This is a genomic window from Streptomyces sp. NPDC047000, assembly GCF_040644295.1.
In the GTDB taxonomy this organism is placed as follows: Bacteria; Actinomycetota; Actinomycetes; order Streptomycetales; family Streptomycetaceae; genus Streptomyces.
The window spans coordinates 57,943-84,207 of sequence record NZ_JBEYWE010000024.1; the positions used below are offsets into that span (position 1 = coordinate 57,943).

Below are 26,265 nucleotides of genomic sequence, written 5' to 3' on the forward strand. Positions count from 1 at the left end.
GAGGAATCCTCATGACACCGACAGAATCCGCCGCCACGGACACCGGGACGGCCGCCGCCACGGGTGCCGGCACGGACACCGGAACGGCCCCCGCCACGAACACCACCACGGACACAGCCACGGCCACGGCCCCCGGCGCGGACACCGCAGCAGCGCCCGGGGCCCACCGCGAGCCCGTGAACAGTCACGAGCCCGGGACCAGTTGGGAGCCGGGCAGGCGCTTCGTGCTCCGCGCAGCCGGGCTCCCCGTCGAGGCCGTGCGGGGGCTGCGCTGTCCCGGCACCCGCCGCTGGGCCGACGATGTGCTCGCCGAGGAGGAACGTCTGACCGCCGCCGGTGCGGTTCTCAGCGATCTGCTGCACGCTCTGGTCAAGTCGACCACCGGTCCCGACGGGACCGACGGGAGCAACACGGCTGACGAGGCCGACGGCGACGCCACCGCCCGCCGCGGGCTGCTCCGGCTGCGGCGGCAGGTCTTCAACAACCGGCTGCCCGCCGACCCCGAGACCGCCGTCCGGCTGGTGGCGCGACTCGACCCGGCGACCGGCGAGCGCGTCGACCGGTGGCTGCGGGACCGTGCCCGGCTGGAGAAACTACGGGCTCGTGGCGCGGAGCTGCTCGCCGGTGAACTCCAGCAGAGCCGAAGCGCGTTGCGTGATGTCCTGGCCGAGGACCGGCTACGCCGCGGCCTGTTGCTCGCCTCGCCCGCCCTGGACAGCCGTCTGGACGGCTACCTGCGGGACACCGGCCCACGGCCCGGCAACCGACTGCGCAAGATCGAGCGTTCCGCGCTCACCTATCTGTACCGCACGGCCTGCAAGACCAGCCCCTTCAGCACCTTCACCGGCATCGGACTCGGCACCTTCGCGGGTGATCCGGCGGACGACGGGGCCGCGCTGCGCACCGGCGGCGACTGGGTGAGCCGCGTACGGCTCAATGTGGTGGTGCTGGCCCGGCTCACCGAACTGATCACGGCCGACCCCGCCCGCCGGCAGGACCTTCCGGTGGTCCCGTCCCCGGGCTGGGCGCGCGACGCCGACCGCATCCGCTACGTACGCCACGTGACGGCCACGGGCGACGACAGCGCCGCCGTCACCTTCGACGCGGTCCGTGACCGGCTGTTCTTCCTGCGCAGCAGCGGCACCCTGGAACAGCTCCTGGACTGGCTCGGCGGCCACGCCACACCGGTACGCCACCGGGATCTGGTGGACTGGCTGGAGGCCGGGCACGACACCGGACGCGACGAGTGCGAACGGTACGCGTCGGCCCTCCTGGACCTCGGCATGGTGCAGGTGCCGGTGCTCCGCACCGACGTGCACAGCCGCGACCCGTTGCGCTCCTACCAGGACTCCCTGCGCTCCCTCGGCGTGCCGTGGGCCGAGCGGCTGGCCGAGCGGCTGGACGGACCGGCCGGCTGCCTGGCCCGCTACCCGGCGGCAGGCGTCACCGAGCGGCGTGCGCTGCTGAGCACCCTGCGCGGTCAACTCCTCGGAGCGCAGCGGGAACTGGGGGCAGCGGAGCCCTCCCTCCCGCAGACCCTGATGTACGAGGACGCCGGCGCGGGAGACGATCTGGCCTGCGGGCCCGCCGTGCTGAGCGGGGAGACCGGCCGCGCCCTGCGGGCCGTCGAGGGTGTTCTGCCGCTCTTCGATCTGACGCTCCCTCAGCGGATCACCCTGCTCGGCTTCTTCGTCGCCCGCTACGGCCGCGGCGGGCGCTGCGACGACCTGCTCGGCCTGGTCCACGACTTCCACGAGGACTTCTTCGACCAGTACGTGTCCTTCACCGCGAAGCGGGTCCCCTTCGACGAGAACGGCGCGTACACGCCCGAGGAGAACTGGCTCGGGCAGAGCGAGATGAAAGCCCTCGACCGGGCCCGCCGCCGTTTCCACGAGGGCATGTGCGCCCTGTGGCAGCGCAGTGGGGCCGAGGGCGCCGAGGAGACCGACGAGATCGAGCTGCCGGGTGCGCTGCTCTCCGGGACCGCCGCGGAACTCGCGCCGCTCCTGGGCCGCTTCACCCCGCAGAGCCACCACATCCAGCTGTCCCGTCCCCCCGGCGGCCGGAACCTGGTCGTCCTCAACAAGTCCTACGGCGGAGTGGCGTTCCCCTTCAGCCGGTTCACCCACCTCTTCGACACCGACGCCGTCACCGACGGCACGGGCCCGGCCGCGGATTCGGCGGCCACCGGCCTCTCCCACGCCCTGCGCACGGAACTGGCGGCCCGCAGGCCGGACGGCGCGGTGTTCGCGGAGGTCACCGGAGGGCCGGTCAGCAGCAACCTGAATCTGCACGGACGGCTGACCGACCATCAGATCGTCTGCCCCGGCGAGACCAGCACCGTGCCCGAGGAGGCCCGGATCCACCTCGACGACCTCTATGTCGAGCACGACGCCCATGGCGACGCCGCCGGACGCCTGGTGCTGCGTTCCCGGCGTCTCGGCTGCGAGGTCGTGCCGGTCTACCTCGGCTATCTCGTACCGATCGCCCTTCCCGAGATCCCGCGCACCCTGCTGCTGCTCTCGCCCAGCACCATGACCCCGTTGGACGTGTGGGCGGGGGTGCCCGAGGGCCCGGCCGCGGACGGCGTCACCCGCAGGCCCCGGGTCCGGCACAACGACGTGGTGGTCGCCCGGCGCGCCTGGACCGCGGACGCACAGGTCCTCCCCGTCCGCCCCACCGGTCCCGGTACCGAGGAGGCGGAGCAGGAGGCGCGCCACTACCTGGAATGGCAGCGCCGGCGCCGCGCCCACGCCCTGCCCGACCGCTGCTTCGCCACGGTCTCCCACCCCGGCCAGGGGCCGATGGGCGCCAAGCCGCTGTACGTCGACTTCGACAGCCCGCTGTCCCTGACCGCGCTCGACGCCTCGATCGAACGGCGGCCGGGCACCCGTGTGACCTTCCGGGAGATGCTGCCCGCCGAGGACGGCCTCCATCTGACCTCGCGGCGCGGGCGGCACGTGGCCGAACTCGCCGTGGAGACCTTCGCCACCCGCATCCCCCGCCGTGTCCCGCAGCCCGCCCCGGAGGTCGCACCGTCATGCCCGAACTGACCGAACCGGCGGCCTTCCGCCCGGCGCCCGGGGACACCGGGCCCTCGCCCTGGCTGGCGCTGCACGTCTTCTACGCCGCCAACCCGCAGCCGCTGCTGGTCGACTGCGTCCGCCCGCTGGTCGGCCGGCTCACCGCTGACGGCCTGCTGTCCGGGTATTTCTTCATCAACTACTGGCTGGAAGGGCCCCATGTGAGGCTGCGGCTGCGCCCGAGCAGCCGCGACGCCGAGGCCGAGGTACGCCGCCGCGCCGAGGAGGCGATCGGCGGTTTCCTGCGGACCCGCCCCGCCCTCTACGCGGTCGACTCGGGCTTCCTCAAGGACTTCTACGACGCCCTCTTCGACATCGAGTTCCCGGGCGAGGACCGGGCCCGGTACACGGGCACGGACGGCCGGATGAACCTCAGGCCGAACAACTCCTTCTCCTGCGAGGTCTACGCCCCCGAGTACGCCAAGTACGGCGGACCGGCCGGAGTCGCCCTCGCCGAATGGCACTTCCGGCACTCCAGCGACCTGGTCCTGGAGGCGTACCGGAGCATGAACCTGCATCTGCGGACGGTACTGCTGGGAACCTCCGCCCAGTTGATGATGGTGATGGCGAGCTGCTTCCTCCCGGAGGAGGAGCGGCTCGCGGAGTACCTCGACTCCTACTACGCCTTCTGGCACCGGCTGTTCCCCGGCACCGGTTTCATCGGTTCCGCCGAGTACGAGCGCGGATACGAGCGTATGGCGCCCGCGCTCGGCGCCCGGTTCACACAGCTCAGGCAGGCCGTGGCAAGCGGCGACCTGAGCCGGCTGCCGGCGTTCCTGCGCCGCTGGGCCGAGCACTGTCTGGAACTGCGCGACCGGGTCGCGGACCTCACCCGGCGGGGCGAACTCGCCTTCCCGGCCTGGGACGGCCCGGCCCGTGAGGACACCGGCCAGGAGCGCGCCGAGGATCCGGGCGCGGCTCCCCTGGTGACCGTCACGCGGGTGCCCGCAGTGCTGCCCCGCCTGCTCTCTCCGTACATGCACATGACCAACAATCGGCTGCATGTGACGATCCGGGACGAGGCGTATCTGGCCTTCGTGCTGGGCCGGGTCCTGCGCGAGCAGACCGGGGGACAGCGCGGCCAGGACGCCTCATGAGCCCCACCGACCCCGCTGCCGCCGCCCCGTCCGCCGTCGGCCCGTCCACCGCCCGTCCCACCGTCACCGGCCCGCCCGACGCCCGTCCCACCGCCGTTCCCTCCGCCACCGCCCCCTCCGCCACCGGTCTTTCCGTCGCCGCCCGCGCCTACCGGCCCGCCCTGCGCGCCGGTGTGCTGATCGGTCCGCCGCTGCTGCGCGGCCCGCGCACCGTGCATCTGGTCAAGCATCCGGTGAGCGGTGCCGCGTTCGAGATCGGCCCCCGGGAGCACTTCGTCATCAGCCGGCTCGACGGAACCCGCGACTTCGACGATGTCGTGTCCGAGTACGCCGTGGGGTTCCACCGCAGACTGCCCGGGGAACAGTGGACACGGCTGCTCGGTCTGCTCGGCGCCCGGGGTCTGCTCGCCGGGTCCCCGGACCCCGCCCCGCCCGAACCGTCCCCGGCCCGCACCGGCACCTTCTGGAAGGGCACCCTGCGGACCGTCACCGACGCGCACGCGACCACCGGCCGCCTCCACCGGCTCCTGCGTCCGCTGCTGCGCCCCTGGGTGCAGGCGCCGTTGGCGGCGGCCGTACTCCTGATGACCGTCGCGGTGTCCGCACATCCGGCCGCGCCGCTCCACGGGACGGTCGCCCTGCTGAGCCGTCCCCTCCTCCTCGTCCCGTTCTGTCTGTTCCTCTGGTGCAGCATCTGCCTCCACGAACTCGCCCATGGTGTGGCCGCCCGGCACTACGGCGGCGTGGTCACCGAGATCGGGGTGCGCTGGCGGTTCCCGGCGCTGACGATGTACTGCGCGGTCGACAACTACCTGTTCCTGCCCGGCCTGCGGGCGAAGCTGGTGATCGCCGCGGCGGGCGCGTACGTCAACCTGGTGCTCCTGCTGCCGTTCGGGCTCTGGTGGGCGCTCCTCGGCCCGGCCGATCCGGACCGTGGGCCGCTGACCGGGATGCTGTTCGTCGGCATCGCGCAGGCCCTGAGCAATCTGGTCCCGCTGCCGCCGCTCGACGGGTACCGCATGCTCGGCCACGCCCTGGGGACCGCCAACCTCGCTCCGGAGACCCGCGCCTACCTGGCCCTGCGCGGGCGCGGCCGGGACGCCGTCGCCGCCTACCCGCGGCGCGCCCGTCGTCTCTATACGTCGTACGCCGTCGCCGCGGCCGCCCTGGTGCTGCTCGCGGCGGCCGGTACGTGCGCCGCCGTCGTCCTCCTGCTGCTCCGCTGACCTCCCGGCCCCGAAGGATCACGCCACCCATGAACGAAGGATCACGCACCCCATGAACGAGGTATCCGCATGAGCCCCGCCTCCGCCGCCGAGGACCACGGAGCCCGACCCGCGGTCTCGGTCACCGATGTGACCAAGAGCTACGGCGGACGGCGGGCCGTCGACGGGGTCTGCCTGGACATCCGGCGCGGCGAGTTCTTCGGGCTGCTCGGTCCCAACGGAGCCGGGAAGTCCACCCTGGTGGAGATCATGGAAGGGCTCCGCCGGGCCGACTCCGGATCGGTCACGGTGTTCGGTGAGCCGCCCTGGCCGCGCAACACCGGCCTGCTGCCCCGGATGGGGGTGCAGACCCAGTCCTCGGCGTTCTTCGTGCGGCAGACCGTCCACGAGCATCTGCGCACCGTCGCCGCGCTGTTCGGCGCGGACCGCGGGGCCGTCGACGCCGCGCTCGACGCGGTGGGCCTCGGAGAGCGGCACGACGTGCGGGTCGACGACCTCTCCGGCGGCCAGCGGCAGCGGCTCGCCATCGCCTCAGCACTGGTACACGGACCCGAGCTGATCTTCCTCGACGAGCCGACCGCCGCGCTCGACCCCGAGGGCCGCCGTGATCTGTGGCAGGTCCTGCGGGGTCTCAAGGCGCAGGGCCGGACCATCGTCTACACCACGCACCATCTGGACGAGGCGGAGGCGCTCTGCGACCGCGTCGGCATCCTGGTGGCCGGCCGGCTCGTCGTGACCGACGAACCGCAGCGGCTGATCGCGACGTTCGGCGCCACCGCCCGGCTGCTGGTTCCGCTCGGCCGGATCGACGAACACCAGGCCGCCGCCCTGCCCGGCGTGGAGGGTGTCACCGTGCAGGGCGGACACCTCGTCCTGGAGACCCGGGCCACCGGCCGGGTACTCGCCGCGCTCGACGCCCTCACCGGTCTGGACGGGGTACAGACCCGCACCCCCAGCCTCGAGGACGTCTACCTCGACCTCACCGCCCGGCAAGCCAGGCAAGCCCGTCCGGCCGATTCAGCCGGTCCGGCCGGTCCGGCCCCCGACAACCAGGAGCAGCAGGCATGAGCGCCTACACCGCGCTGACCGCGGCGGGCTACCGCGCCCAGGTCCGGGACAAGACCACCGTCTTCTTCACCTTCGCCTTCCCTCTGATCTTCCTCGTCGTCTTCGGACTGCTCTTCCGGGGCCAGGACGTCAAGCAGAGCGGCTTCTCCTACCTCTCCTACACCGCTTCCGGCGTGCTCTCCTGGGGTGTCGCCAACGCCGCCGTGTTCAGCATCGGGTTCACGCTGATGCAGTGGCGCGCCGACGACATCCTCCGGATGATCCGTATGTCGCCCGCTCCGCTGTCCGCCGTCATCGGGTCCCGTTACGTGCTGGCCCTGGGCGTGGGGCTCGTCCAGTCGGTGCTGTTCGTCGGGGTGGCGATGCTTCCCGGATTCGGACTGGTCCCCGCCTCCCGGTGGCCGCTGCTGATTCCCGTCATGGTCCTCGGCACCACCACGTTCCTGCTGATCGGAGTGATCATCGGCAATGTCGCCGACACCCCGGAGTCGGTCGCCGGCATCGCCAACTTCCTGATGCTGCCGATGGCGTTCCTCTCCGGGTCGTTCTTCCCGCTGGACTCCATGCCGGGCTGGCTGCGGACGGTCTCGCTGATCCTGCCGCTCCGCCATCTCAACGACGCCGTGGCGGCAGCCCTGACCGGCCGCGGCGACCTCTCCGACATCGGTACGGGGTGCGCCGGGCTCGTCGCGTTCGCCGTCGTCCTGGGCGCCGTCGCGGTCCGTACCTTCCGCTGGACGAAGTCCTCATGACGGCCACGAGAACTGCGACCACGGCGACCGGCGCAACCGCCACGACCGCCGCGACCAGGCCGCTGCCGCATCCGATGGCGGACGCGTGCATCGCTCTGCAGACTTTCCTCGACGGCCGGTTCGGCGACGACGCCCCCCGGGTGGTGCCGGTCGGTGCCGTCGGCGCGGGCGACGGGGACTCCGGGGCCCCGGACCCCTGGGCGGCGGACCGCTCCGCGGCATTGGTCCACGTCACCGCCTCGGCGATCCTGCTCGGCCCCTGGGGAGGCGACGGCACCGCTCCCGTCTGCGGCCACTGCCTGGCCGTACGGTGGCAGCGGCTGCGCAGTCGCAGCGAGCGCAACGCCCTGGAGACCGGCGGTCCCGACGGCCCCCGCCCGGCAGGAGCCTGGCCGCTGCTCCCCCGTCCCGTCCACGACACCGTGGCCGCGCTGTACGAGGCCCTGCTGCACGGGCCCCGCCCGGTACCGCCCGCCGAGCACCCGGCGGACCGTGCCCTGCCCCAGGTGACCCGGCTGGACCTGACGAACCTGCTGGTCAGGACGTATCCGCTACTCACCGACCCGCTCTGCCCGGCCTGCGGCCCCCAGGCACACGCACCGGACGACGCCCGGGGTCTCGCCCTCTCCCCGCGCCCCAAACCGGATCCCGGCACCTACCGGCTGCGCTCGGCCTTCGACCATCCGCTCCCCACCGACGCCCTGGCCAATCCGGTCTGCGGCGCGCTGGGAGCGGGCACCTGGAGCGATGTCACGTCGTCCACCACCGCCCCGGTGGCCGGCACCGTGTTCGTCCGGGGCTACGCCGGACTGCACGACGTCACCTGGAGCGGGCAGGAGAACTCCTTCGCCACCAGCCGCCGGCTCGCGTTCCTGGAGGGCCTGGAACGGTACGCGGGCACCCACCGGCGCGGCGGCTCTGCACCGGTCGTCGGCTCCTACGACGATCTCAGGACCGACGCGGTCGACCCCCGGACGTGCGGCCTCTACAGCCCGGAGACCTACCGGGACGACCCCCTGGTCCAGCCCTTCGATCCCGGCCGGCCCATCCCCTGGGAGCGGGGCTGGTCCCTGCGGGACGAGCGTCCCGTACTGGTGCCGTCGCGGCTGGTCTACTACAGCATCCCTGCGGCCGACGACGCCTTCGTCTTCGAGTGCTCCAACGGCTGCGCCATCGGCGGCTGTCTGGAGGAGGCGGTGCTGGGCGGCCTGCTCGAACTCGTCGAGCGCGACGCCTTCCTGAACGGCTGGTACGGCGCGGCCCGGCTCCCCCGCATCGATCCGGCCTCGGTCGGCGGTCCGGCAGCCGCCGCCATGGTCGAGCGGGCCGCGCTGCAGGGCTACGACATCCACGTCCTCGACAACCGGATCGACCTGACGATCCCGGCCGTCACCGTGGTGGGCGTCCGCCGGGACGGGGGGCCGGGCACCCTGTCCTTCGCGTCCGCGGCCTCGCTGGATCCGCGGTCGGCGGTCGAGGGGGCGCTGTCGGAAGTGCTGAGCTACCTCCCGCACCTGGCCCGGCAGACCGCCGAACGCAGCGCCGAACTGGAGGCCATGGCCGACGACTTCTCCCTGGTGCGGCATCTCAAGGACCACCCCCAGCTCTACGGGCTGCCCCGCATGGCCGAGTACGCCCGCACTTATCTGGAGCCGTCCGGGGTCCGGTCCTTCAATGAGACGTACCGGGACTGGGAGAGCCACGGCCGTCCCCGCACCGGCGATCTGCTCGACGATGTCACCGCGGTCAGGGACGAACTGGTCCGGGCGGGCCATGACGTCGTCGTCGTGGACCAGACCTCCCCCGAACAGGCACGGATGGGGCTGCGGACGGTCTGCACCCTGGTGCCGGGGCTGCTGCCGATCGACTTCGGCTGGAACCGGCAGCGGGCCCTGCTGATGCCACGGCTGCGCACCGCGCTACGGCGCGGCGGGCACCGGGACCACGATCTCACCGACGCGGACCTCCGCCTGGCCCCGCACCCCTTTCCATGAGGACGGCCGGACACCGCTCACCGCCGTCCGGCACGGAGCACCTCCTCACCAGCGCCGGAGTCGTGCTGCGGCCCGCCCTCGCCCTCTACCTGGATCTGCACGCCCATCCGGAACCCTCCGGGCAGGAGGCCCGCACCGCGGACCGCTTCGCCGGGCGCCTGGCGGCGGCGGGCTGCACCGTCACCCGCGAAGTGGGCGGCCACGGCGTGGTCGGTGTGCTGCGCAACGGGGACGGGCCCCGCGTCTGGCTGCGGGCGGAGCTCGACGCGCTCCCGGTGCGCGAGCGGTCCGGGCTGCCCTACGCCAGCCGCACCGGAGCCATGCACGCCTGCGGCCACGATCTGCATCTGGCCGCCGCGGCCGGAGCGGCCGACCTGCTCGTCCGGCTGTCCGACCGATGGCGGGGCACCCTGGTGGTGGTGGGACAGCCGGCCGAGGAGACCCTCGACGGCGCCGAAGCCATGCTGCGCGACGGACTCTACGAACGGTTCGGCAGACCCGGCGTCGTACTCGCCCAGCATGCCGCTCCGCTGCCCGCCGGCACGGTCGCGCACGCGACGGGCCTGGCACCGATGACGGCGGCCGGTGCCGTGCTCGACGTGGTGCTGCACGGGCGGGGCGGGCACGCCGCGACCCCGCATCTGACGGTGGATCCGGTCGTCACCGCCGCCGCCGTCGTCACCCGTCTCCAGAACGTCGTCGCCCGCGAGACCGCGCCCGCCGACCAGGTGACCCTGACCGTGGGCACCCTGCGGGCCGGGACGGCCGCCAACGTCATACCGGAACACGCCGAACTCGGCATCGGCGTCCGCGCGTCGAGCGAGGCGTCCCTCGACCGGGCCCTGACCGCGGTGCGCCGTATCGTCCTCGCCGAGAGCGCGGCGGCAAACGCCCCCCGGGACCCCGAGGTGAGAGTCGTCTCACGCTCGCCCGCCCTGTGGGGCGACCCGCGCGCCACCGCCGCGGTGCGGCACGCCCACACCGCGCTCCTGGGCCGGGGACGGGTCCTGGCCTGGCCGGGCTCGCTGGCCACCGAGGACTTCCCCCTCTTCGGGGACGCCGGGGCGGACGTCCACGGACAGCACGGCATCCCGCTGGTCTACTGGATGGCGGGCGTGGTGGGCGCCGACGACTGGCGCCGGGCCACCACGGCCGGCCTGGCACCCGAGCCGAACCACTCCCCCCGCTTCGCCCCCCATGTGGGAAGCGCCCTGCGCCCCGCGGTCGCCGCGCTGGCGGCCGCGGCACTCGACGGGTTCACCGTCACGGGCAAGGCTGATGACGGTGGCGGGAGCGGTGCCGGCAGCGAGGGCGGCAGCGGTCCGGGCGCGGTCCCCTCACCGGGCGGTGACCTGGAACATCCCCCGGGCACCGCGCTCGGCGTCGCTCATGATGTGGGTGACGAAGGGGTAGTTGCCGGCCTGGGGGAAGGACAGTTCGACGAATCCGCCCTGGCCGGGGGCGAGGTCGAGGATCTGTGAGCCGCCGTCCGTGCCGTCGCTCGGGCGGAGCAGGTAGGCGCCCTCCTTGTAGACGGTGTCGAACTGGCCGCCCACGACGTGGAACGCGCTGGAGCGGTTCGGGCCAGCGTCCAGCACCCACACCCGGACCCGTTCGCCGACCCGTGCGGTGAGCCGGTCGCGGAGGTACTGGTTCGCGTAGCCGTTGAAGACGACGGCGTCGGGCTGCTGGGCCTTCAGCTTGGCCGCGTCGGCGGTGCCGCCCTGCGCGCCGAGGTACAGCTCGGACTGGACGACGACGTACTCGCGGTCCGCCTTCGGCAGGTCCGGCGGGTCGATGACGACGGCACCGTACATGCCGTTGGCGAGGTGCAGGGACATCGGCATCGTCGAGCAGTGGTACATCCACACCCCGCTGTGGGTGGCGGTGAAGCGGTAGGTGAGGGACTGGCCGGGCTGGATGGTGCGCATCGGGCGGTCGGGGGCCAGGGCCCCGGCGTGGAAGTCGATCGAGTGGCCGGTGGTGCCGTGGTTGACGAGGGTGATGACGAAGGTGTCGCCGACCCGGCCGCGCAGCACCGGGCCGGGCGCGGTGCCGTCGAAGGTCCACAGCGTCTGCTTCACGCCGGGGGCGACCTCCCGTACGACGTCACGGACGGTGAGGGTGGTGCGGTGGACGGTGGTGCGGCCGGCGGTGCCGGAGGCGGCGGGCAGGCGCGCGTCGCGGCCGGTGAAACCGGCGGGGGGTTCGGCCATCGGGTCGTAGGCGTCGGCGGCGGTGTCCTTGCCGGCCGTGCCGCCGCCGGAGTTCATGGTGCTGCCGTCGCCCATGGTCATGGACGGACCGGGGGTGGCGGCGGGGGCCGTGCCGGTTGCCTTGACCGTGAAGACCATGCCCATCTGGCGGTGTCCGACCACCGAGCACCAGCCGTCCAGGTTCCGTCCGATCACTCCGGCGTGGAGCACGGCCTGCTCGCCCGGTGCGATCCGGCCGGTGCGGGCGCCGGTCTCCAGGACCAGGTCGTGGCGGTCGGTGCCCATGTTGTGCACCTTGATCACCAAGCGGTTGCCGCGCGGGACGGTCACGCTGCTCGGGGAGAAGCGCATCCCGTGGATCATGACGGAGACGGTGGTGGTGCGGCCGGTGGGGGTCACCGTCGTGCCGTCGCCGGTCACGGACGAGGCGGCGGACGAGGAGGCGGTGACGGGCAGGGAGCGTACGTCCACGGCGGCGCCCGCGACGACGGCCAGCACCACGACCGCCACTCCGGCGGCCACCCCGCCGAGCACCCGGTGCGGACGCTCCGGGGCAGGGGCAGGGGCAGGGGCTGTGGCGGGGGGCGTCCCGGGGGCGGGGGGCGTCCCGGGGGCGGGGGGCGTCCCGGGGGCGGGGGGCGTCCCGGGGGCGGGGGGCGTCCCGGGGGCGGCGGTCCTGGCGCGGGCGCGGTGGGCGACGACCGTGCGGACGAGGAGGACCAGGAAGGCGACCAGTACGCCCAGCAGCACCACCGAGCAGGTCACCCGTACGGTGCCCGGCACGCCCGGCAGCACGCACAGCAGCAGTGCCGCGTTGGCGGCGGTGAGCCGGGCCGGGCCGCCGCGTTCCAGCGAGGCGGTGGTGGCCCGTACGGCGGTGGGGCCGCCGCCCAGGACCACGGGCACCAGGAAGCTCAGCGCGCCCAGCAGCACCTGCGCCATCCATCCGGCGGCCAGCGGCGGGGTGAGCGCCGAGGTGTGTTCGGCCGCCGTGGGCCAGGACGACGTCGTCACCAGCATCACCGTGAGCGCCGCCAGCGAGCCGAGCAGCCAGGCGCTGCCCGCCGCGACCGACCAGGTGGCGAAGGACGACGGCCGTTTCACCCGGGCCTCACCGGCCCACGGGACGCCCGCGACGACGAGTCCGGCGCCGAAGAGCGCGATGCCGGCGGCGGCCACGGGCGGCGGCAGCAGCAGGACGGCGGCGACGGTCACCGCGAGCCCGGCGAGCAGCACCGGCAGGGCCCGGCGGGCCGCGCGTTCGGCGCCGTCCACGACGCGGGTGCGCAGCATCGTCGGCCAGAGGGTGACCAGGGTCCCGGCGACGGTGAGGCCGAGCCAGCCGAGCAGGTTGATCACCTTGTGCGCCGTGAGGACGCGGGCGGCGAGGTCGTCGGAGAGGTGGCCGCGCGCCATGATCACGCCGAGGGCCGCGCCGAGGGGCAGCAGGGCGGAGGCGGCGACGTAGTAGCGCACGGTCATGGCGAACCGGCCGGGCAGGGCACGGCGCAGCAGCCGTACCAGCCAGACGGCGTGCACGGTGACGGCGGCGGCGACGGCGACGGCGCCCGCGAGGACGACGGGCCAGGACCCGGCGAGCATCCCGGCGATCACGGCGACGGCTCCGGCGTTGAGGCCGGCGAGCCGGAGCGCGGCCGGGGCGCCCCGGTCGGACTCGGGCAGGCGCAGGACGGAGGCGGCGAAGTGGCCGGACCAGATGACCACGGCGTTGCTGACGGCGCCGAGCAGCAGCAGATGGACGAGCAGCCAGCGGGACTCGGGCACGGAGCGGTGCACCAGGGAGACGGCGGCGAAGGCGGCGAGCCAGGCCACGACGACGGCGTTGACCCGCAGGTGCCAGCCGGCGCGCGGGCGGCGCGGACCGGCACCCGGCCGGTCCGGGGTGCCGGGCCCCTGGGAGAGGAGGGTGTTCCTGGAAGGCGGTTGCGTGGTCACCGGGGGGTCTCCGAGGGCTGCGGCCGGGGGCGGCGGGGTGCGGTGCCGCGCCCGGTCACGGACAGGGTGGCCGCCGTCCCGACGAACAGCAGGACGGCGACGATGTTGAGCACTCCGCCGGTCTGCCAGGCGACGGTGGAGTCCCGCAGGTCGCCGACGAGGACGCGCAGCGCGAGCGAGAGGTGCAGCAGCCAGGCGGGCGCGGCGAAGGCGGGGTGGTACGGGAGCGGGCGGCGCAGTACGGCGGGGAGGATCACCGGGGCGTGGGCCATGATCATCGAGATGACGAAGCCGAGGAAGACGCAGTGCACGACGGCGTCGTAGCGGCTGCCGTCGGTGATCGGGCCGTCGATCAGCCAGAGCGCGGCCGCGAGGCCCAGCCAGGCGTACCCGGCGAGCAGGCAGGCGGCCGAGAAGCGGGGCAGGCCCTTGGCGCGGAGCATCCGGCGGGCGATGTCGTACGTGACCAGCCAGGCGACCAGCGCGAGCAGCGCGGCGGCCAGCAGCAGGGTGCCTGCGGCGGGCCACAGCAGGGTGGCGACGGTGGCGGCGGTCACGGCGCCCGCGCAGGCGAGGAAGGTGTGTTCGGTGCGGGGGGCGAGGAGGGCGACCCGGGCCAGTTCGAGGCGTTCGCCGGCGATGGTCAGGATCAGGAAGGACGCGAGCCAGGGCAGCAGCCGGGGTACGTCGAGGCCGCCCAGCCACAGCAGTGCGGCGCCGAGTCCGGTCAGCGCGCCGGCGGCCTGGGCCAGCAGGGCGGGGCCGGGCTGGCGGCGCCAGAAGCGGACGTAGAGGGCGAGCAGGACGGCGGTGCCGAGGACCATGGACAGCTTGCCGGCGCGCAGCGGTGCGGGGCTGATCAGCAGCAGGCCGCCCGCGCCGAGGAAGCCGGGGGACAGATAGCCCCAGCCCCGGCCGAGGGCGACGGCGCGTTCCAGGGCGACCAGGGTGCCGACGAAGCCGAGGACCATCAGGACGCCGTGCACCTGGGGCAGCCGGTCGGTGCGTACGGCGGTGGGGAGGCCGAGGAGCATGAGGGCGGCGTCGATCCCGGCGAGCAGGGCGAGCCCGGCGGGGAGCAGCAGGACGGCACGGCGGGCGCCGGCGCGGCGGGCGGCGTCGGCGGCTGAGGCGGGGGTGGGGGTGGGGGTGGGGGTGGGGGTGCGGGCGGAGGTGGGGATGCGGGCGGGGGCTGCGTCCGGGCCGGTGAGGCCGGAGTCGCTGGAGCCGGTGGTGCCAGGTGTGCCGGTGGGGGTCACTGGGGCCTCCGGGCCGGGTCGCGGTCCTGGTCCTGGTCCTGGCCGGCCGTCTCCGTCCCGGTGACCGCCCGGCCGTCTCCGCCGGTGCCGCTGTCCCGGAAGAGCAGCAGGCAGGCGCCGGGTTCGGCGAAGGGGTGCAGGGAGACGGCGCCCGGGGTCCCGCCCAGCGCGGTGTAGCCGGAGCCGACCAGTCCGGCGTGGACGTTGCAGATCACGCCGGGGTGCTCGCGGGCGACCTCGATGAACGGGCAGCGCGGCAGCCGGACCCGGAACTCGCCCCGCCCGTCCACGCCTTCACCGGAATCGGGTCCAGGTCCGGGTTCGGGTTCGGGGGCGAACCCGATCTCCCCAAGCAGCGCGAGCACGCGTCCGCGGGCCTCCCGCGCGTCGCCGGACGGCTCCTGTCCGGTGAGCAGGGCGTGCCCCCATTCCTCTCCCGCCGCGAGGGCGTCGGCCCTGGGGTCGGCGCTGGAGCGGGCGATCTGCCCGGCGAGCACGGCGGCGAGACCGGCGTACTCCCGTACGGCGGACTGCTGCGGCGGCCGGGACAGATACCGCCAGGCGGGCCGGCCGCGTCCGGCGGCCTCGCCGCGCCGGCGGACCGCGAGACCGCCTTCCACCAGGGCGTCCAGGTGCTCCCGGACGGTGTTGACGTGCAGTCCGCACTCCTGGGCGAGCTCGGCGGCGGTGGCGGGCCGGGGCTGACCGCGCAGGTGCTGGAGGACGGCGTGGCGCTGCCGGGAGACGAGCGGCCGGTCGCCTCCCGGGAAGGGGGCCTTATTTTCCACGGACATGTCCGTAGTATATTCGAAACCGCAGTCCCCCACCCGGCCGCCCCCGGCCGCCACCAACAGCTGGAGACCAGCATGAGCACTGTCACCCTCGCGTCGGACCCCCAGGACGCCCAGGCCGTCGAAGCCGTGGAGGCGCACCACGCCCAGCTGGCGGGTGAGCTGGGTGGCCGGGTCACGATGCTGATCGACGCCGTGGAGCGCGGCTCGGAATCGGCCGGGGAGATCCGGGCCGGGCTGGTCGCCTTCTGCGAGCACGAGCTCGTCCCGCACGCCCTGGCCGAGGAGAAGGCGCTGTACCCGGCGGCGCACGCCACCACGGAGGCGCGGCTGCTGGTCGACGGCATGCTGGCCGAGCACCGCAGGATCACCGACCTGGTGGAGGCGCTGCGCACCGCGCCCTCCGCGGCCCGCGCGGCGAGCGACGCCCGTGCCCTGCAGGTGCTGTTCGAGGCGCACCTGGACAAGGAGAACGACCTGGTGCTCCCGCTGATCGCGGCGTCGCCCGAGCTGTCGCTGGCGAAGCTGCTGGACGGGATGCACGAGCTGCTGGGCGGTCATGCGCACGGCCACGCCGAGGGCGAGGCCGCGCAGCAGTCCGGCGGCTGCGGCGGCAGTTGCGGCTGCGGCGGCTCGGACGACGCCGATGTGCCCGAGCTGGACGCCCGCGCGGTCCCGCACGCCCTGCGCCACGCGACGATCTTCGGCGCCCTGGACGCCGTACCGGCGGGCCGCGCGATGATCCTGGTCGCGCCGCACGACCCGCTGCCGCTGCTGGCCCAGATCGAGGCCCGCGACCCGGGCGCCTTCACCTTCGAGTACCTCGAGCGCGGCCCGGAGGCCTGGCGTCTGCTGTTCAACCGCCACTGAGCGGTCCCGATGACTCGGGGACGTCTCCTCAACCGGTCCCCGAAGGGGAACCCGGCGCCCCCGGGTTCCCCACCCCCTCGTCGGCCTCCGGGCCGCCGGCGCCGGTCAGGCAGCCGCCGCGAAGGCCAGTGCCGCTCGCAACCGGCGTGCCTGCGTGAGCAGTTGCGACGACCCGCGCCGGTCCGCCGTCTCCGTGAGATACCGCACCTCACCGCCCGCTCCGGAACGCTCCACGCACTCCGCGGCCACGCCCAGCAGGTCGCCCAGCCCCCGTGCGGGTGCCGCCCCGGCTGCCGACGGTCCGGCCAGCAGCGCGGGCAGCACGTGCCGCAGCACCTCCCAGACGGTGGCGCACGCCCCGGTGGCCGCCGCGGTGCGCGCCGACTCCGCCAGCCTCAGCGGCTTGGCCGCCCCCGCCTGTACGAGCTGGCGCAGGTCGGTGCCCAGCCGGACCGGGTCCAGCTGACCGCGCGCCGCCAGCGTCAGCAGCGCGTCCACCGCGGCGAGCCGGTCCTCCGGGTGCCGGGCGCACAGTCCGTACGCCAGTCCCAGGTGCATCGCCTCCCCCGCCTCGCCGTCCGACTCGGCGAGCAGCGGGAGGTACGCGCCGTCGCCCCGGCCGTTGCCCACCGCCAGTTCGGACAGGCCGGGCAGCAGCCGTCCGGCCACCAGCTCACGCCGCTCCGGCAGCAGCGCCGGCCAGTGCCGCTGCGCGCCGGGGCCGCCGTGGAAGCAGTACCGGAAATTCCCCAGGACGCCGGTGGGCCTGCCCAGCGGGCGGAACGCGGCGGGGAAGTCCTCCTGCAACTCGGTGAGTTCGCCGAACTCGACCAGGATCCGCGGTGGGTGGGTGCGCCGGGTCGTCCTGAGGGCCCGCACCCCGGCGGTGAGCCAGCGGGCCAGCCGGGCGCCCTCCGGGGTGCCGAGGGCCGCGGCCCGTCCGGCGGCGGCCTGGGCCGAGGCGCGGTCGCCGCGCCGTACCCGCAGCAGCGCCTGCGCGAAGTCGGCCTCTCCGGCCCGGGCGCCGAGCCGCCGGTAGGTGTCGAGGCGGTCCACCAGTTCGTCCGGCTCCAGCAGGCCCGTGCTCCAGGTCGGCACCGACAGCAGGAACGGCACCGGCCGGGTCCTGAGCAGGTACGCCACCTCCCAGAGCCGGGCGTCGAAGGCCCTGGTCAGCGCGGCGTGCCCGCAGTCACGGCAGGCCGTGCCGTGGTGGACGGCCGCGTGCAGGGTACGGGTGCGGATCCTGTCGTACAGGGTGACGAGGAGGAGTTCCAGACCGCTGGACGCGGTGAACAGCCACCCACGGGTCGGATCGAACACGCGCTCGACGGAATCCTGGGCGCGCGCGCCGTCGTCGTTCCACCAGCAGCGTGCGAGCACCGGCCGCAGGGCCCGTACCAGGGCGTCCCGGTCGTGGTAGGCGTGACGCACCAGCCCGTCCAGGGTCCGCTCGAACTCCGCCACGGAGGGAGCGGAGGCCAGCGCCGCGCTCACCTCCTCGGCCGTCTCCTCCGGCGTGGCCGGAGCCGCCGCGAGCCGGACCGGGCCGGTGAACGGCGGCAGGTTCTCCTCGTACGGCTCCGGCTCCGCCCCGGCCCCGGCCGCACGTGTGCCGAGCAGTCCGGCCGCGCGCGCCCGCAGTTCCGGTATCAGCTGCTCGGCCATGGCCGACAGTTCGTCCCTGGTTCCGGCGTCACCGGCGCTCGTCAGATGGCGTTCCACCAGTGTGAGGGCCCGTTCCTGGATGTCCGGGTCGGTGTGGCCGAAGGCCTGGGCGACGCCGGGCAGCAGTTCGTCCGCCGCGGTCCGGTCCCGGGCCAGGGCCTTGCCGAGCAGCACCAGCTGGGCCCGGACGAGTTTCTTCTCGGGGCGGAACAGCACCGCGCCGGACATCTCCGCGAGCTGCCGGGCCGACAGGCCGCCGTCCAGGGTTAGGGCCGCCAGCACCGACTGGGCGTGGCCCGCCACCGGGGAGACCGCGTCGGCGGCCAGGGCCAGCCAGTCGGCCGTGTGCTCCCGCCGTTCCTCCGGGGTGGGATCGAGCAGCCGCAGCAGGAGCAGGAAGACACGTGCGTCGGCCGGTGTGCCGCCGCGCAGCAGCCGGGCCAGGCAGCCGTCGACCATCGCCTTGCGGTCCAGGGCGCCCTCGGCGGTGAGCCGGGCCAGCGCGCCGGGCCAGGTGTCCTGCTCGCCGCCCGCGGACCGTTCGAGCCGGCTGCCGATGTCGTCCGTCTCGAACAGCGCGGCCACCAGCGGCGCCCGGTACGCGTCGGTCCGCAGCCGTTCGTCCAGGCTGCCGCGCTGCCAGGTGCGGCCGGTGTGCTCCACCCAGCCGGTGACGTAGGCCTCCGTGGTCGGGACGGGGCAGCCCGACAGCCGTACGAGGCCGGCCATCAGCTCGTAGGGCACCTCGGTGGCGGGCGGGCGCCGGGCGAGGCGGTCCGTGACGTCGGCGAGCCAGTCCGCGGGGCGGTCGGCCAGGAGCCGGAGGATCGCGGCGGGCGGCGCGGACGACCAGCGCATGTCGTTGGCGGCGATCCAGGTGGCGACGGCGGCCGCGCCCGTCCGGCACGCCGTGCCCGCCACGTGCAGCGCCGAGTAGGCCCGGCGGGAGTACGCGTTCCAGGGCGCCTTCCGCAGTTCCTTGCGGAGTTCCAGGAGTTCCGGCACGTGGGCGCGCCGTTCGGCGTCCGTCATCCGGGCCAGGAGGTCCACCGTCTCGCCCGTCCGCCCCGCCCGTACCGCTGTCATCAGCGCGCTCATCGCGCACCCCCGTCCGTCCGCGCCGCACCGGAGCCGTCGCCGCCGGCGTGTGCCGCCCCGTCCGGGATCCGGGCGTGCTCGCCGGCCCCGCCGCGCCGTACGATCCGCACCGCGAGCGCGTGCTTGCACGGCCCGCGTCCGCCCCGGTGGCGCGCCCACCACAGGCAGCTGCAGCTGAGAACGCCCGCCTGGTCCCGCACCCGGTGCACATGGCCGTCCCCGGCGGTGACCGTGCCGATCGCGCCGTCCACCCGGACCGCTCCCGCGGCCACCAGGTCCCGCGCCGAGCGGAGCCTCGGGTTGTGCCGCTCCACGCGGGCGGCGTCGTAGGGCAGTTCGCGGTGGAAGTACGCCGCCTCCGCCGTGTCGTAGCCCACCCGGCCGGAGGTGCCGAGGCGGACCAGGGCGACCCGTACCCGCTCGGCGGTCAGGCCGGACGCGGCGGCGAGGTCCGCGATGTCGACGCGGGGCTCCCAGGCGAGCAGCACCGCGATCAGTTCCGCGTCCTCGGCGGCCTCGGGGGTGGCGAGCGCGTGGAGCACACCGCCCTCGCCCGAGAAGCCGCGTGAGGTGTCCGGCGACAGGGTGAGGGTGAGCCGCATTCCGGGCAGCACCGCCTCCCAGGCGCTCGCCGTGGCGGCGGCGCCGGTGACGGCGGGGCCGTAGACGCGCAGGGCCGTGGCGTGCCGCAGCACCCGGCGGAACGCCTCCAGGCGCGCGGGGCCGGGCAGGCACACGGCGCCCGGCAGGGGCCGGGTGGCGGGGCGGAGGGTCCGCCCCGCCGGGACGACCCAGTGCGGCCCGGCGGCGGCCCCGCGCCCGGCGGTGCGCGGCAGCGTGCGCAGGAAGCGCACCGCCTCGGCGGCCGGCAGTTCGGCCCTCAGGTCGAAGCCCGCGGCGATCACCTGCGCCTCCGCGAAACCGCGCAGCCAGCGGTCGGGAAGCGGGACCTTCTTCTCCACCACCGGTCCGTCGAGGGTCGTCACGGCCAGTTCCTCGGGGCCGACCCGCAGGTGGAGGGGATCGTCCGAGCCGATCCGGGAGAGCGCCTCGCGCAGCGGGTTGTTCACGTCGACGTTGGTCGTGCCCTGTCCCACCTCGCCGCCGTCGAGGCCGGGGGCCAGGACGTCCAGCCGCGCGTAGACCCCTCCGCAGCCGGAGAAGGACTCGAAGCGCAGCCGGTCGCCGTTGCCCGTCACCACCGGGTCGAGGGAGGCGCGCAGCAGGGGCTGGTGGTAGCGCGCGGCGGCCACGTCCGCGACCGCCAGGAGCGCGGCGGACGCCGGCTGCGGGTCCGTCAGGAACCCGCTGAAGAAGCGCGGGTGGTCCGCGGGGCCCGAGGGGGTCGCACCCCGGGAGGTCTCCAGCCCCAGGTGCCGTCCGCTCCCGGCGGACTCCAGCACGGAGGGTCGTCGATAGGCCACGGCCTGCAGAGATCGCGTCATGGAAGAACCGTAGGGACGACCACTGACATCGCCGTCGGCACCCGGGTTCCGGTGCGCCGGATACGTGAGCCCTACACGAATCAGACCCCTGAAGGGTGACCGCACCGCGGGGGCCCGGTGTCGACAGAAAGTCGAATTCTACGATCCAGAGCGCGGCAATGATGCGGTACTGTCGACACCGTTCGAGGTTTCACGGTTGGTGGTGCGGTGGACGCAGGTGTGGCTGACGTGATGGTACCCGGAGTGGACAGGGAGAGCCCCCGCATGTCGGATCAGGACACGCACATGGTGCTGGAACGGCTGCTGCGCCTCAGGGACCGGCGGGAGCCGCTCGTCGCGCAGATCGCCGAATGGGTCGGCTCCGGGATCATCGAGGGACGGCTCGAACCGGGGCAGGACCTCAACAGCGTCGAACTGTCACGGCGCTTCGACACCAGCCGTACCCCGGTGCGCGAGGCGCTGATGCTGCTCGAGCAGGAGGGGCTGGTCGAGATGAAGGCACGCCGCCGGCCCCGGGTCGCGGCGCCCTCCCTCACCGACATCCGCGACATCTACCAGGTGCGCCGGCAGCTGCTGGCCATGCTCGCCGGGCTGCTCGTCCGGCGGGCCACCGACGCCGAGCTCACCGAGCTGCGCAGCCGGGTGGAGAAGATGCGGGAACTCGCCGACGCCGGTGACGTCGACACGTACTTCTGGAGCCACGTCCTGCTGCAGGAGCGGATGACCGAGATCGTCGGCAACGCCACACTCAAGCAGATCCTGGACTCGCTCGCCCTGCGCACCCTCATGCTGCGCCACCTCAGCCTCACCCGTCCCGGGCGGCTCGCCTACAGCGTGGACGACCAGGAGCGGCTGATCCAGGCGTGCGTGGAGCGGGACGGGGAGCTGGCGTCCGCCCTCATCGCCGGGGCCACCGTGCGGGCCCTGCGCGCCGTGGAGGACCAGATGGAGCAGGACGGCACGGGCGGCGGGCGCAAGGGGACGGGGGCGCGCAAGCGGGGTTCCGCGGTGGCGTGAATCCCCGTTCGGGCCGCCCCCGGTCCTCTTCTCCCGCAGCGCTACTTGGCGAGGACGCCGCCGTCCACCGGGAAGTTGCCGCCGGTCACCCAGGCCGACTCGTCGGAGATCAGGTACACCGCGCACCAGGCGATGTCCTCGGGGCGGCCGACCCGGCCCAGCGGGATGCGGGCGAGCACCGCGTCCCGGGCCGCGCCCTCGTGGGCGCCCGCCGACTCCGTGGCCGGGGTGCGCACCATGCCGGGCGAGATGGTGTTGGCCCGGATGCCCGACGGGCCGCCCTCCACGGCGAGCTGACGGGTCAGGCCGAGTACGGCCGCCTTGCCCGCGCAGTGCGCCACCATGCCGAACGTGCTGCTGCCGCGGAACGCGTTCACCGAGGCGAAGTTGACGATCGAGCCGCCCCCGGACGCCTTCAGATGCGGCCACGCCGCCTGCACGGGGAGGAAGACGACATCGGTCTCGCCGCGCATCGTCGGTCCCCACTGGCTCTCGAAGTCCATCTCCTCGGCCGTGGCCATGCGGGGCGCGATCGCTCCGGCCGTCACCAGCGCGTCGATCCTGCCGTGCCGGGCGAACGCCTCGTCGGCGAACCGCCGGGCGTCGGCCGGGACGGTCATGTCCAGGGGCGCCGTCACGTCGATGCGCAGACCCCGGTCGGCGGCCAGCTCGCGGGTGCGTTCCGCGGCGGCCGGATCGAGGTCGCAGCCCACGACCGTGGCGCCCTGCTCGGCGAAGAGCAGCGCGCAGCCCTGTCCGATGCCGGCGCCCGCGCCGGTGACGAGGGCCACCTTGCCGTGCAGCCGTCCGGCGGTGGTCGGGGCGGGGGCGGCGGGGTGGGGAGCGGTCACGTCGTTCTCCTCTGGTGCGGCTTGCGGGAGTCAGCGGAAAGGGGTGTCAACTGCGGTGCGGGGACGGGGAGTCGACCTCCAGCGCCTCCAGGAAGCGGGAGACCATGCCGTACGCGGCCGCGGTCACCGTGAGTTCGACCAGCCCGGCCGGGGTGAAGTCGTCGCGCAGGGCGTCGAACACGGCCGAGGGGACCTGGACGTCCCTGGTCATGGCGTCGGTGTAGGCGATCACCCGGCGCTGCCGGGCGTCCAGGTCCGGGTGCGTGGCGGCGTCCTCCGCACGGAGTGCGGCGAGATGACGGTCGGTCAGACCGGCTGCCCGCGCCTCCGGTTCGTGGGCGGTCCATTCGTAGGGGGCCCGGTTGAGGACGGCGATGCGCAGGACGACCAGTTCGCGGATGTCGGCGGGCAGTGTCATGCGCTGCCGTACGGCGCCCAGCAGGGCGTTCCAGCCGTCCGCCACGGGTGGGCTGTGCAGCAGCATCCGGTCGAGCGGGCGCAGTGCGCCGCCCCGGCGGGCCCGGATGCGGTCCGCGATGTCGCCGCTTCCCTCGGTGCCCGGGAGTCGTGTCACAGGGGGTGTTTCCCTTCTCAGCTGCGGGCGGGCCCGGGGGCCCGTTGGACGTCCTCGCGGACCGTGTCGCCGAACGCCATCACCGGTGAGCTGTCCGGTCCCGTGAACCGCGGCCAGTGCGGCAGGCCGGTGCCGTTCGGGTCGCCGGTGGTGACGAAACGGGCCCAGGTGTCGGCCATGAGGCCGGCGAGGCGGTGGTCGGCGGGCTCCCAGGGCCAGTCGGGACGCTGGGACAAGTTGTCGAGTACGTAGGGGAGTTCGGCGGTGTGATAGACGCCGGGGTCGGGCAGGCCGGGGGGCAGGGGCGGGCGGCGGGTGAAGCGGTAGAGCCAGGTCGGTGCCGCCGTGGCGCGGTGGGCGCGGGCCCAGCGCCAGACCGGGCCGACGAACCGGGCGTCGCCGACGGCACCGGCGTCCTCGCCCTCGGCGGCGTAGACCGTGCCCTCGTCGAGGTTGGTGCCCAGCAGCAGCGGGACCCGGTGCTGGCGGCCCTCGGCGAACACGTCGTCGGTGGGCTCGGTGAGCAGCCTGCCGTCGACGACCGGGCCGAAGTGTCCCCGCACGATCAGTTCGACGCCCGACACCCGGCGCAGCCGGTCGATGCCCGCGCCGCCGAACCCGTCCGCGTACGCCAGACCGCGGCGCCGGGCCTCCTCCTGGGACGGCAGCGGGCCCTCCGCGCGGCCCACGCCGCTCGCGCTCTGGCCGAGCGCGGCGTGGAACAGCGGGCGGGCGGCCGGTACGGCCATCAGGTGGCAGATGTGGGCGGCGCCCGCGGAGTTGCCCGCGAGGGTGACGCGGTCGGGGTCGCCGCCGAAGGCCGCGATGTTCTCGCGGACCCAGGTCAGGGCGGCGACGATGTCGAGCAGCCCGTAGCCGCCGGACGCGCCCAGGTCGTCCTCGGCGGCGAGGTCCGGGTGGGCGAGGAAGCCGAGGGCGCCGAGCCGGTGGTTGAGGGTGACGACGACCAGGCCCCGGGCGGCCAGGGCGCGGCCTTCGTGGATGTCCTGGGAGCCGTGGCCGTAGCGGTTGCCGCCGCCGTGGATCCAGACCGTCACCGGCAGTTCCGCGCCGGGCGCCGGGTCGGGGGTCCAGACGTTGAGGTAGAGGCAGTCCTCGCTCATCACCAGGGGCCGCCGGTCGGCGAAGTTGGTGCGGTACATGACCGAGTCGGACGGCGGCTGCGGCTGGAGCGGGGCCGGGCCGAAGTCCGTGGCGCGGCGTTCGCCGTCCCAGCGGGCGGCGGGCCGGGGCGGGCGCCAGCGCAGGTCGCCGACCGGGGGCGCGGCGAAGGGGACGCCGCGGAACACGGCGGTTCCGCCGTCCCACTCCCCCACCAGGCGGCCGGCGCCGGTACGGGCCCGGGGCGCGGCGGCGCCGCCCGCCCGGGGCAGCCGTGCCGTGCCCGCGCCGAGGGGGCTCACGCCGGTGCCTTGTGAAGCTTGCCGTCCTTCATGACCGCGGTGAGACGGTCGCGGTCCTGGAGGATGCGGATGTCGTCCAGCGGGTCGCCGTCGACCAGGACCAGGTCGGCGAGGTATCCCTCGCGGACCAGGCCGAGCTCGCCGCCCAGGCCCATCACCTGGCCGCCGTGCTCGGTGGCGGCGCGCAGGGTCTCGGCCGGGGTGAAGCCGAACCAGTCGACGAACAGCTCCAGGTCGCGGGCGTTGCGGCCGACCGGGTTCCACGGGAAGCCGTAGTCGCCGCCCGGGACGACCCGGATGCCGCGCCGGACGAGTTCGGGCACGACCTGGCGCACGGCCTTCTCGGTGGCCTCGACCTCCATGCCGGGCTCGGGTTCGCTGCCGGCCTCGTGGAGGTTGGCGTGGATGATGCCGGGGGTGGGGGCGACGAACAGCCGGTCGCGGGCGGCCTGGAGAAGGTCGAGGGCCTCCTCGTCGGCGAAGGTGCAGTGGTAGACGGCGCGGATGCCGTGCCGTACCGCCATCTTGATCGATTCGGCCGCGTGGGCGTGGGCGGTCAGGGCCACCCCGCGTTCGCGGGCGACGGCGGCGGCGGCCGCGACCTCCTCGTCGGTGAACTGCACGATCCGCGAGGTGCCCTGGACGACGGCGCTCTCGCCGGACAGCGACAGTTTGACGATGTCGACACCGAGGTCGGCCATCTCGCCGACGAAGCGGCCCACGGACCGCGGGTCGGAGGCGCGGCCGTCGGTGCCGGGGAAGTCGTAGACGCCCGGTTCCACCATGCCGGCGGTGCCCTCCCAGGAGGCCGCCTTGAAGCGGGGGCCGGGCATCCAGCCCTCCGCGAACGCCTTGCGGGCGGCGGTCTCGGTGCGGGGCAGCCGGTTGCCGCCGGAGTAGGCACTGGTGAAGCCGTGGTCGAGCAGCACCCGGCCGGCGTGGGCGACCAGCAGGGCCTTCTCCTCGTCGGGTTCGTCGCGGCGGCGGGAGACGTGTTCGGTGGTGGAGCCGAAACCGAGGTGGGTGTGGGAGTCGACCAGCCCGGGGATCAGCGTGGCGGCTCCCCCGCCGTCCACCACGCGGGCGCCGGACCTGCGCGCGGCCGGTACGGAGGGCGCCACGGCGGTGATGCGGTTGCCCTCGACCAGGACCTCCGCGGGGAACGGGTCGCGCCCGGTGCCGTCGAAGACCTGGACGCCGGTGAACAGGGTCGGCGTCCCGCCCGTCCCGCCCGTCCCGCTCGGGCCGTCGGTCGGGTGCTCGCTCATGGTGCGCTCCTGACATTGCGTGGGGACACTTCGTGGGGCTGCCGGTCCCGGCGTGCGGAGGTCTGTGCGCCGGCGGTGGCCGGACCCTCGTCCGAGGGCAGGTGTAAAGCTAAAGCTGAGGGTGACTCTTTGCCCGGGTCCGGACCCGGGTCCGGACCCGCATCCGGTTGCGGCCCGGGGCCGCCGGGGAGCGGCCGGCCTCAGTCGCGGTCGAGCAGTTCGATGAGGTTGCCGTAGGGGTCCGTCACGAAGGCCATGGTGGCCCCCGGGCGCGGGGCGGGCCGCGGGGTCATGCTGACCCCGGCGCCCGCCGCGACGAGCCGGGCGAACTCCGCCGCCACGTCACTCACGCACAGGCAGATGTGGCCGAAGCCGTGGGTGCCCGCCGCCTCGACGGGACTGCCCGGGGTGAGGCCGGGGCGGGCGGAGGGGCGGTGCAGGAGTTCGATGCGGTAGCCGCTGCCGTGCAGCAGCATCACCCCGCGCAGATCGGTCTCCGCGACGGCGAACACGGGCGCCGCGGTGAGGTCCAGGGCGGCGCAGTACCAGGCCGTGGCGGCCTCCAGGTCCGGGACCGAGAGGCCGACGTGGTCGAATCGGGTCGTCAC

The 26,265-nt window shown here is 74.5% G+C and carries 18 protein-coding genes and 1 pseudogene; 9 read left to right on the plus strand and 10 right to left on the minus strand.

Translation table 11 applies throughout. The features are described 5' to 3' along the window. The first annotated feature begins 11 nt into the window (after positions 1 to 11). From ABZ862_RS29525 to ABZ862_RS29555, 7 genes are all read left to right on the plus strand, one after another. Positions 12 to 3,053: a lantibiotic dehydratase gene (locus tag ABZ862_RS29525; RefSeq protein WP_360964445.1), complete on the plus strand. Its 3,042-nt coding sequence runs from the start codon at positions 12 to 14 to the stop codon at positions 3,051 to 3,053. Further along, positions 3,041 to 4,180 carry a lantibiotic dehydratase C-terminal domain-containing protein gene (locus ABZ862_RS29530; protein WP_360964448.1) on the plus strand — a complete coding sequence of 380 codons (1,140 nt, stop codon included), beginning with the start codon at positions 3,041 to 3,043 and terminating at the stop codon, positions 4,178 to 4,180. The genes ABZ862_RS29525 and ABZ862_RS29530 overlap by 13 nt, the downstream gene beginning before the upstream one ends. Then, a complete protein-coding gene (locus ABZ862_RS29535; protein ID WP_360964451.1) occupies positions 4,177 to 5,406 on the plus strand; it encodes a M50 family metallopeptidase in 1,230 nt (409 codons plus the stop codon). Before ABZ862_RS29530 ends, ABZ862_RS29535 begins: the two co-directional genes overlap by 4 nt. A 69-nt stretch (positions 5,407 to 5,475) precedes the next feature. Beyond that, positions 5,476 to 6,474: an ABC transporter ATP-binding protein gene (locus ABZ862_RS29540; RefSeq protein ID WP_360964454.1), complete on the plus strand. Its 999-nt coding sequence runs from the start codon at positions 5,476 to 5,478 to the stop codon at positions 6,472 to 6,474. After that, positions 6,471 to 7,226 (plus strand): ABC transporter permease, encoded by a 756-nt coding sequence (locus tag ABZ862_RS29545; RefSeq protein ID WP_360964458.1) that lies wholly within the window; start codon positions 6,471 to 6,473, stop codon positions 7,224 to 7,226. Before ABZ862_RS29540 ends, ABZ862_RS29545 begins: the two co-directional genes overlap by 4 nt. 74 nt (positions 7,227 to 7,300) lie before the next feature. Further along, positions 7,301 to 9,220, plus strand: coding sequence for a TOMM precursor leader peptide-binding protein (locus ABZ862_RS29550; RefSeq protein ID WP_360964611.1), 1,920 nt, complete (start codon positions 7,301 to 7,303; stop codon positions 9,218 to 9,220). Beyond that, the gene (locus ABZ862_RS29555) at positions 9,217 to 10,701 is read left to right on the plus strand and encodes an amidohydrolase (RefSeq protein WP_360964461.1); all 1,485 of its coding nucleotides are present in this window, start codon (positions 9,217 to 9,219) and stop codon (positions 10,699 to 10,701) included. Before ABZ862_RS29550 ends, ABZ862_RS29555 begins: the two co-directional genes overlap by 4 nt. A gap of 318 nt (positions 10,702 to 11,019) precedes the next feature. On the opposite strand, the pseudogene ABZ862_RS29560 reads toward ABZ862_RS29555, so the two are convergent. The 3 genes and pseudogenes from ABZ862_RS29560 to ABZ862_RS29570 form a co-directional block, all read right to left on the minus strand. Continuing rightward, positions 11,020 to 13,038: pseudogene (locus tag ABZ862_RS29560) on the minus strand (multicopper oxidase domain-containing protein); the annotation flags it as partial. Positions 13,039 to 13,388: 350 nt separating this feature from the next. Further along, positions 13,389 to 14,651, minus strand: a complete 1,263-nt coding sequence (locus tag ABZ862_RS29565) for a hypothetical protein (protein ID WP_360964463.1) — start codon at positions 14,649 to 14,651, stop codon at positions 13,389 to 13,391. Next, complete coding sequence (locus tag ABZ862_RS29570) at positions 14,648 to 15,445, minus strand: helix-turn-helix domain-containing protein (RefSeq protein ID WP_360964466.1); 798 nt, start codon at positions 15,443 to 15,445, stop codon at positions 14,648 to 14,650. Before ABZ862_RS29570 ends, ABZ862_RS29565 begins: the two co-directional genes overlap by 4 nt. 72 nt (positions 15,446 to 15,517) lie before the next feature. Between ABZ862_RS29570 and ABZ862_RS29575 the strand changes: the two genes are divergently transcribed. After that, positions 15,518 to 16,312 (plus strand): DUF2249 domain-containing protein, encoded by a 795-nt coding sequence (locus ABZ862_RS29575; protein ID WP_360964469.1) that lies wholly within the window; start codon positions 15,518 to 15,520, stop codon positions 16,310 to 16,312. 105 nt (positions 16,313 to 16,417) lie between these two features. Here the strand turns inward: ABZ862_RS29575 and ABZ862_RS29580 are convergent, their stop codons facing one another. Then, on the minus strand, positions 16,418 to 19,078 hold the full coding sequence (locus ABZ862_RS29580) for a DUF6493 family protein (protein ID WP_360964472.1): 2,661 nt from the start codon (positions 19,076 to 19,078) through the stop codon (positions 16,418 to 16,420). Beyond that, on the minus strand, positions 19,075 to 20,523 hold the full coding sequence (locus ABZ862_RS29585; protein WP_360964475.1) for an SWIM zinc finger family protein: 1,449 nt from the start codon (positions 20,521 to 20,523) through the stop codon (positions 19,075 to 19,077). Before ABZ862_RS29585 ends, ABZ862_RS29580 begins: the two co-directional genes overlap by 4 nt. A gap of 264 nt (positions 20,524 to 20,787) precedes the next feature. On the opposite strand from ABZ862_RS29585, the gene ABZ862_RS29590 reads away from it, so the two are divergent. After that, complete coding sequence (locus ABZ862_RS29590) at positions 20,788 to 21,540, plus strand: GntR family transcriptional regulator (protein WP_360964478.1); 753 nt, start codon at positions 20,788 to 20,790, stop codon at positions 21,538 to 21,540. Between the two features lie 41 nt (positions 21,541 to 21,581). Here the strand turns inward: ABZ862_RS29590 and ABZ862_RS29595 are convergent, their stop codons facing one another. The 5 genes from ABZ862_RS29595 to ABZ862_RS29615 all read right to left on the minus strand — a co-directional run bounded on the left by ABZ862_RS29595 (position 21,582) and on the right by ABZ862_RS29615 (position 26,265). Beyond that, positions 21,582 to 22,391, minus strand: coding sequence for an SDR family oxidoreductase (locus ABZ862_RS29595; RefSeq protein ID WP_360964481.1), 810 nt, complete (start codon positions 22,389 to 22,391; stop codon positions 21,582 to 21,584). A gap of 46 nt (positions 22,392 to 22,437) precedes the next feature. Next, on the minus strand, positions 22,438 to 22,965 hold the full coding sequence (locus tag ABZ862_RS29600) for a carboxymuconolactone decarboxylase family protein (RefSeq protein ID WP_360964484.1): 528 nt from the start codon (positions 22,963 to 22,965) through the stop codon (positions 22,438 to 22,440). A 17-nt stretch (positions 22,966 to 22,982) separates the two neighbouring features. Then, the gene (locus tag ABZ862_RS29605; protein WP_360964487.1) at positions 22,983 to 24,389 is read right to left on the minus strand and encodes a carboxylesterase family protein; all 1,407 of its coding nucleotides are present in this window, start codon (positions 24,387 to 24,389) and stop codon (positions 22,983 to 22,985) included. Then, complete coding sequence (locus tag ABZ862_RS29610; protein ID WP_360964490.1) at positions 24,386 to 25,657, minus strand: amidohydrolase family protein; 1,272 nt, start codon at positions 25,655 to 25,657, stop codon at positions 24,386 to 24,388. Before ABZ862_RS29610 ends, ABZ862_RS29605 begins: the two co-directional genes overlap by 4 nt. Positions 25,658 to 25,857: 200 nt before the next feature. Next, positions 25,858 to 26,265: a VOC family protein gene (locus ABZ862_RS29615; protein ID WP_360964492.1), complete on the minus strand. Its 408-nt coding sequence runs from the start codon at positions 26,263 to 26,265 to the stop codon at positions 25,858 to 25,860.